Genomic DNA, 7,882 nt, shown 5'->3' on the forward strand with positions numbered 1-7,882 from the left:
GGTTAGGCCTCACAATCTATACACAGTTTATCTAACACTGGATATAGTCGTTGTGAGACCTAGTCTTTGAATGGATAGCCTCTTTTTGCATTCTAGCGATGTAGTCCTCTGTGTTATACTAATAGGAAGAATGAGCCAGCCAATATAAAAGGCTTTTAGGAGGTTGGGATATGGGCATGACAAATCGAGATATTCAAGTCTGGAATGAGATAGGCGAATGGGAGCAAAAGCTTTATCAATACGAACCGACTGATTTTACGGTGATGTATGATAGATGGCTTGAACAAAGTTTTTCCCTGCTTCCTGAAGATGTTCGGACGCAATTTTTTGCGAAACTTGATACGATGCTCTTTCATTTACATGCATTATTGCAAAGTTCGCAAATCCAGATGGACGCTCGAGATAGAATTTTAGAAGCTGCGCGGGTATATAATCCTGAAATCGAGACCATTACTGATATTAAGCGTCTACCTATTGATCAATTGAATTACATAGCGGCACAGCAAATTGCGAGACATAGACTGTATTCGTTTGCCCAAGGCGGAGCAAGTGGGTCAGGCGGACTAATTTTATTAGGAAGCGATATCCCAGCGATGACGGTCATTAACGTTCGGGTTGTTCAGCTGATAGCGATGACGTACGGTTTTGAAGTAAATACACCGTTTGAAATGATGATGGCCCTCAAGGTCTTTCATATTGGCAATATGCCGAGACGCCTTCAAGGTGCTGCGTGGCAGGAATTGATTAATGAAACCCATCAGGATGGTGAAGAATATTTTTACGAGGGAACCGATGATTTAACGAACATTACTTGGTTAGAGCAGCCGTTAAAACAATTGTTGAAGGCGGGGGCGATTACAGTGTTTCGGAAAAAACAAATCCAAGGTATTCCATTGCTTAGCATGTTAATTGGAGCAAGTTCTAATTATCGGATGACACGGCAAGTGAGTGAATTCGCGCAAAAATATTATCAATATCGTTATTTGCAAAAAAAGAGAGTAGTTAATGAATGAAGGATATTGTATCGTAACGAAAGGCAAACTTAAACTGGCATATCTCATAAGGGTCTGACCCCACAATCTAAATCAGTATGTAGTGTCTCGTACACTTATTAATACTGGTATTAGTTGACGCGGGGTCTGATCCTTCTTTTTTATGTGTAGGAAGTTATGAAAACGTGTTTAACCCATTTGTTTTTTTATGAAGGCTATGTTAAAGCTCGTGGTTGATTGGAGCGGGAAGCGTCAGACTCCTTTTCTTGCAGGAGTCAAAGGGAGACCCCACAGGCGCTTAGCACCGAGGAGGCTTCCAACCGCCCGAGGAAAGCGAACCCTTTCGTTTCAATATATAGGCAAGTTCGACTGAGCCTTAAAACAAAAGAAATCTTCAGAAAAATCCCCGTCTAATCTTTAAATTGTGCTTGCAATCTTTTTTTAAAACTGTTAAAGTACTAAATAAGAGATGTATAAAAATAATAAATTATGAATTTTTATTCACATAAAAAGGGGACGATACAATCATGTCAAATCAAAAAGTAGTGTTAGCGTATTCCGGAGGTCTAGATACTTCTGTAGCGATAAAGTGGTTGCAAGGGCAAGGGTACGATGTAGTGGCATGCTGTTTGGATGTTGGGGAAGGAAAAGATTTGGCTTTTATTAAAGAAAAAGCAATTCAAGTAGGTGCCATAAAATCGTATGTGATCGATGCGAAAGATGAGTTTGCGGATGATTTCGCTTTAGCAGCTCTTCAGGCTCATACACTATACGAAGGAAAATATCCACTTGTTTCTGCACTTTCTCGCCCGTTGATTTCGAAGAAACTTGTAGAGATTGCTGAGTTGGAAAATGCTGTCGCAGTGGCACATGGTTGCACGGGAAAAGGAAATGACCAGGTCCGCTTTGAAGTTTCAATCCAGGCATTAAATCCAAACCTTACTGTTCTTGCTCCAGTGCGCGAATGGAAATGGTCTCGTGAAGAAGAAATCCAATATGCGATTGAAAATGATATTCCAATTCCGATTAATTTAGACAGCCCGTACTCCATTGACCAAAACCTATGGGGAAGAAGCAATGAATGTGGGATATTGGAAGATCCATGGGCAGCTCCACCAGAAGGTGCATATGAATTGACGGCAAGCCTTGAAAATACTCCAGATACACCGGATGTCATTGAAATTGGTTTCGAACAAGGCGTACCTGTTACATTAAATGATAAACAATATAAACTAGTAGACTTAATTCTTGAATTAAATCTATTAGCCGGTAAACACGGTGTTGGCCGAATCGACCATGTTGAAAATAGATTAGTAGGAATTAAATCACGTGAAGTGTACGAAGCCCCTGCTGCGATGACCTTAATTACAGCACATAAAGAACTTGAAGATATTACTTTAGTTAAAGAAGTTGCTCATTTCAAACCAGTTATTGAGAAAAAACTAACGGAGCTAATTTATGAAGGACTTTGGTTCTCGCCGCTTCAAAATGCATTATCGGCATTTTTAAAAGAAACACAAAAAACTGTTACAGGTACAGTACGTGTGAAACTATTCAAAGGCCATGCGATTGTAGAAGGCAGAAAATCCGAGTACTCGCTTTATAATGAGAAATTAGCTACTTATACGAAGGACGATGAATTTGATCATGATGCAGCTGTTGGCTTCATAAAGCTTTGGGGTCTACCAACGAAGGTTTCAAGCATGGTAACGAACCAAAATAAGAAGGTGACTGTGTGAGTAAGTTATGGGGAGGCAGATTTACGAAATCTGCTGAAGAATGGGTAGATGAGTTTGGCGCATCCATCTCATTTGACCAAGAACTAGTACTCGAAGATATTCAAGGCAGTCTTGCTCATGTGGCAATGTTAAAGAAAAGCAGTATTTTACCTGAAGAAGATGCAGACCTGATTACGTCGGGGCTGCTAACTCTTCAAGAAAAAGCAAAAAAAGGTGAGTTATCCTTCAAAGTAGAGATGGAAGACATTCATCTTAATCTAGAAAGCATGCTTATTTCTGAAATTGGTCCGGTAGGTGGGAAGTTGCATACTGGTCGAAGCCGGAATGACCAAGTGGCGACTGATATGCATTTGTATTTGCGTAATCAAACGGAGGATGTTTTGAGCTTAATTTCAGCCTTGCAAACAGCTTTACTCGAGCAGGCAGAGAACCATGTTGAAACATTAATTCCTGGATATACTCATTTGCAACGCGCTCAGCCGATTTCATTTGCCCATCATGTGATGGCTTATTTCTGGATGTTGCAACGTGACAAAGAGCGATTTACGGAAAGTTTGAAACGAATTAATGTTTCTCCACTCGGAGCTGGTGCATTAGCGGGGACAACCTTTCCAATCGATCGTGCGTACAGTGCGGAGTTACTTGGGTTTGATGCTATCTATGAAAACAGCTTGGATGCTGTGAGTGATCGGGATTTTGTGCTTGAGTTTCTTAGTAACAGCAGCACATTAATGATGCATCTTTCTCGGTTTAGCGAAGAGATCATTCTTTGGTCAAGTCAAGAGTTTCAATTTATTGAACTAGATGATGCTTTTTCAACTGGAAGCAGCATTATGCCTCAGAAAAAGAATCCAGATATGGCTGAGCTGATTCGTGGGAAAACAGGGCGTGTGTATGGTAATCTTACAGGTCTTTTAACCGTTTTGAAAGGATTGCCGCTTGCTTATAATAAAGATATGCAAGAAGATAAAGAAGGTATTTTTGATACAGTAAAAACGGTGATCGGCTCTTTGAAAATTTTTGAAGGTATGATTTCCACGATGAAAGTGAATAGCGAGGTTATGGAGAAGGCAACGAAAAACGACTTCTCGAATGCTACTGAATTAGCGGATTATTTAGCGGCGAAAGGCATGCCGTTTAGAGAGGCGCATGAAGTAGTCGGCAAATTGGTACTATCATGTGTGAATCAAGGTTGCTATCTTGCAGATTTAACTTTGGAACAGTTCAAAGAAGCGTCAGATTTGTTCAATGAAGATATCTATCAAGCTCTTAACCCGTATGAAGCAGTAAAGCGCCGTAACAGCGCCGGTGGAACAGGATTTGAGCAAGTAAAACTAGCAATTCAAAAAGGAAGAGAGCTAGTGAAATAAGTGAAACTTCCATCAGATGGGTAGAGTCCCTCATTGTTTGGATAGTTAAACTGTGAAAAATAAAAAAGGCTGTCTCCAGGGTCGCACTCTAGAGACAGTCTTTTTTCATCGTATCAATTTTTTTTATCTGTTCGAACAATCAGTACATCACAATTAGCATTGCGGACGATGTTTTCAGAAACACTTCCTATTAGAAAGCGCTCTACTGCGTTCAGTCCAGTAGCTCCGCAGATGATAAGGTCAATATGATGTTTTATAGCAAGATCTTTAGGGATGATGGTTTTCGGTGAGCTGTATTCAATGGCTATTGCCACTTCTTTGACACCGGCTTTTTTCACTTCTTCTTGGTAGTTATTTAATAATTCAGATGCGTAGTCTTCAATGCTGTCTCCGATTGGGCTATTAAAGGCTTCTGTTGCTGGGAAATTCCTTGCATCCACAATATGGGCTAGCAATAGTGTCGCATCATTACGAAGTGCGATTTCAATGCCTTTTTGCAAAGCCCATTCTGCTTCTTTCGATCCATCTACCGCCACCAGAATTTTTTGATACGTCATTGTCATATTAAACTCTCCCTTCATCAAATTGCCTAAACTTCACGATCAAATGATCACAAAAAATTGAGTAGAAAAGAAACTTTATCCTGCATTTACAGAAAGTCATTCCCCGCTGATTGAAGTTTCACTTTATTTAATAATTTGCAGTGTTTTTGGATATTTGGTTAACACCTCTGTTCCGGTTTCAGTTACATAAATATCGTCTTCAATTCGGACACCGGCAACATTTGGCACATAAATGCCAGGTTCAATTGTATAGACCATACCCGATTTCAAAAGAAGCGGGTTTGTTTCGGTTAAGGAAGGAAATTCGTGTACACTGATTCCTAAGCCGTGACCAAGGCGGTGAGGAAAATAATCTCCGTATCCTTTGTCACGAATGATATTGCGAGCAGTTAAATCGATTTCGGCACATGAAATACCGGGTTTACTTGCTGCAATAGCTGCTTCCTCCGCTTTAAGTACTGTTTCATAAATTTCCCGTTGCTTGTCTGAAATGTCGCCGTATGCAACAGTTCGGGTAATATCGGAGCAATAGCCTTCGTAGACAACACCTAAGTCAAACAGAACAAAATCCCCGCGTTTTACTTTCGTAGATCCTGGTGTTCCGTGTGGAGACGCTGCATTGGCACCCGTTAGTACCATGGTTGAAAATGACATATCCTGTACGCCTGCTTTTTTCATTTCATATTCAATCGCAGCTAGGATTTCCATTTCTGTTTTGCCTTCTTTTATCTCTGATACCCCAATTTCAATCGCGTAATCAGCAAGACGGCATGCTTCTCGTATTTTTTTCATTTCATCTTCTGTTTTAACCATGCGAAGTTCCCGTAATTTCGCTTCAGCAGCTACTAGTTCAGGAACAGAGAAGATCATTTGAACTTTTTCTAATCGTTCCACATTTAGATGCTCTTTTTCAATGGCGAGCCTTTTTACATTTACAGAACGGCGGTCAACTGCTTGTTTTATTTCTTCCCAAGGGTCTTCAATATCGGTGTAGCCGATAATTTCCCCTGTCCAACCTGAGCGCTTCGCATCTTCAGTTTCCATTTTAGGGCAAACAAGGATAGGTTCAGCCTCTTGGAAAACAACCAATGCAAGCAATCTTTCGTGAGGATCGCTCAAGAAGCCGCTTAAATAAAACACATTATCTGGAGCTGTAATCAAAGCAGCGTCCAGTCCGCTTGTTTGTATCCATTGTGTTAAGTCAGTTAATTTTGTATTCATTTTTATTGCCTCCAGTAATAAAATCATCCGTATCTATATCAACCTTATCAATAATAAAAAGCAAAGTAAACTATTTTGGAATAGGAATAGTCGTTTGGAAAATAAGGTTTACTATCTTGAAAGAAGGGCAACTAATAAAGAAAAATGATTAATAAAAAGGAGAATGGGAACGAAGAGCGAATGTAGAATAGTTGAGAAATAATGTTTGAAGGGAGTTCTTATTTTGAAAGTATCTTTTCACGGTCATGCAGTAGTGATGATTAATACGAAGGGGACGACGGTTTTGTTAGATCCATTCATTAATGGAAACGGACAGACCGATTTAAAAGTAGAGGATGTTCATCCTGATGTCATTATTTTAACGCATGGGCATGGTGACCATCTTGGTGATACAGTGGAGTTAGCCAAAAAACACGATGCACTTGTGATTGGTTCAGCAGAAATGGCTCATTACCTTGGGGCACAAGGTGTCGAACGGACACATGGCATGAATATTGGCGGGGCATATGAGTTTGAATTTGGTAGAGTTAAGTTCACAACTGCCTTTCATAGCAATAGTTTTATCACAAATGATGGACAGATTATATATCTTGGTATGCCAAGTGGCGTCTTATTTACCGCAGAAGGAAAAACGATTTATCATGCTGGAGACACCGCAGTGTTTTCTGACATGAAATTGATTGGTGAACGTCATCCTATTGATCTTGCCTTTTTACCAATTGGTGATAATTTTACAATGGGGCCTGAAGATGCAGCGCTGGCGGCCGAGTACTTACAGGCAAAGCAGGTTGTTCCAATTCATTATAATACTTTTCCGCCAATCAAACAGGATCCGCAGAAGTTTCTCGCTTTGCTGAAAGCAGGCAATGGAAAAGTACTTGAACCAGGCGATTATATCGAGCTTTAATCTAGTCAGTAATGAGGATATAACAGAGGTGGATTTGTTATAAAGTTTAATAATTTGTAAATGATCCAGACAAAAATCATAAAAAGGGGATACATAGTAGTCTTGACTACTATGTATCCCCTTTTTTTCTTACGAATGATCCTTTTGATTGTAGTTGATATGCGAGACTCTCGGTAAGTTTCACTGTATTTCACCAATCGGACTTACTGCCTGTTAATGCGGGATAAAAAAGAAAAATTGTTAAACAATAATATCGTGAAACCAAAATATATGTATGAGGTGTTTGAATGAACCTTTGGTCTAAGTTATTAATCTGTACATGTTTACTATTTACGTTTCATTTACCCGTTCAAGCAAATAATACGATTCCAAAACAAGTAGTAAATATCAAAGGTAACTCAAACTTAAAGGAATTAGTAACGGGTTCAACGCTAATTGTTTATGGGTGGCTCAATACTTCTCATCAAGAACAGCCACTAGATCAATCTGTACAAAGTGGCAAACTCGTGAATTTTGTACAAAGATTTCACGTCCAAAAATATTTAAAGGGAAGTAGCAGTCAAATCATCTCTGTGTTATCAACCGGAATTGACCCACTTCCTGAACCTTCAGATCCTAACAATAAAGTTTTCCCAGGACCGATGTCTGAGGGGCGTTATGTTGCCTTTCTAAAACCTGTTCCTGGAACAAAATATTATACTATTGTCGGGGGATGGCAAGGTGTCTATCCCGTTCACGAAGGAAAAACTGTTTCCCTTGAAGGAGAAGGTTTTCCGGAGTTAAATCAATTAACGATCAAACAATTTGAAAGGAAAATCAAATCGATATAAATACACTACATAGAAAAGCTAGGCGGTAAGCCTATTTTTTCACTATTGTGCGAATATATGATGGTACCGGTCATCCTCCATTCTGGGAACAGCACTAGTATTTGATTTCCTCGATAAGCTTAAGTTTTAGTGAAGTGTTTAAGGTAACATTGATATGGTTATTAATTTTAAAAAAGGCTGTTTTCACATACTTTGTTGCTTTTCAATCATTTTTACACTAATAACCCGGGTTGATTTCCGTTGCAGGTACTCGCTTTCCG

7 protein-coding genes are annotated in these 7,882 nt (G+C 39.5%); 5 read left to right on the forward strand and 2 right to left on the reverse strand.

Translation table 11 applies throughout. The features are described from left to right. The first annotated feature begins 170 nt into the window (after positions 1-170). From HNP81_RS07770 to argH, 3 genes are all read left to right on the forward strand, one after another. Positions 171-1,013: an EcsC family protein gene (locus HNP81_RS07770; protein ID WP_028392237.1), complete on the forward strand. Its 843-nt coding sequence runs from the start codon at positions 171-173 to the stop codon at positions 1,011-1,013. Positions 1,014-1,519: 506 nt separating this feature from the next. Continuing rightward, entirely contained in the window at positions 1,520-2,731 is a 1,212-nt protein-coding gene (locus HNP81_RS07775; RefSeq protein ID WP_028392236.1) for an argininosuccinate synthase, read from the forward strand. Then, positions 2,728-4,101 carry an argininosuccinate lyase gene (gene argH / locus HNP81_RS07780; protein WP_182502174.1) on the forward strand — a complete coding sequence of 458 codons (1,374 nt, stop codon included), beginning with the start codon at positions 2,728-2,730 and terminating at the stop codon, positions 4,099-4,101. The genes HNP81_RS07775 and argH overlap by 4 nt, the downstream gene beginning before the upstream one ends. 113 nt (positions 4,102-4,214) lie before the next feature. On the opposite strand, the gene HNP81_RS07785 is transcribed toward argH, so the two are convergent. Both HNP81_RS07785 and HNP81_RS07790 read right to left on the reverse strand, forming a co-directional pair. Next, complete coding sequence (locus HNP81_RS07785; protein ID WP_182502175.1) at positions 4,215-4,664, reverse strand: universal stress protein; 450 nt, start codon at positions 4,662-4,664, stop codon at positions 4,215-4,217. Between the two features lie 123 nt (positions 4,665-4,787). Further along, a complete protein-coding gene (locus HNP81_RS07790; RefSeq protein ID WP_182502176.1) occupies positions 4,788-5,885 on the reverse strand; it encodes a M24 family metallopeptidase in 1,098 nt (365 codons plus the stop codon). 223 nt (positions 5,886-6,108) lie between these two features. Here HNP81_RS07790 and HNP81_RS07795 point away from each other — a divergent pair, with 223 nt between their 5' ends. Next, entirely contained in the window at positions 6,109-6,792 is a 684-nt protein-coding gene (locus HNP81_RS07795; protein ID WP_182502177.1) for a metal-dependent hydrolase, read from the forward strand. A gap of 287 nt (positions 6,793-7,079) precedes the next feature. Continuing rightward, complete coding sequence (locus HNP81_RS07800) at positions 7,080-7,622, forward strand: hypothetical protein (protein WP_182502178.1); 543 nt, start codon at positions 7,080-7,082, stop codon at positions 7,620-7,622. The last annotated feature ends 260 nt before the right edge of the window (positions 7,623-7,882 follow it).

The organism is Peribacillus huizhouensis, assembly GCF_014138605.1.
In the GTDB taxonomy this organism is placed as follows: domain Bacteria; phylum Bacillota; class Bacilli; order Bacillales; family DSM-1321; genus Peribacillus; species Peribacillus huizhouensis.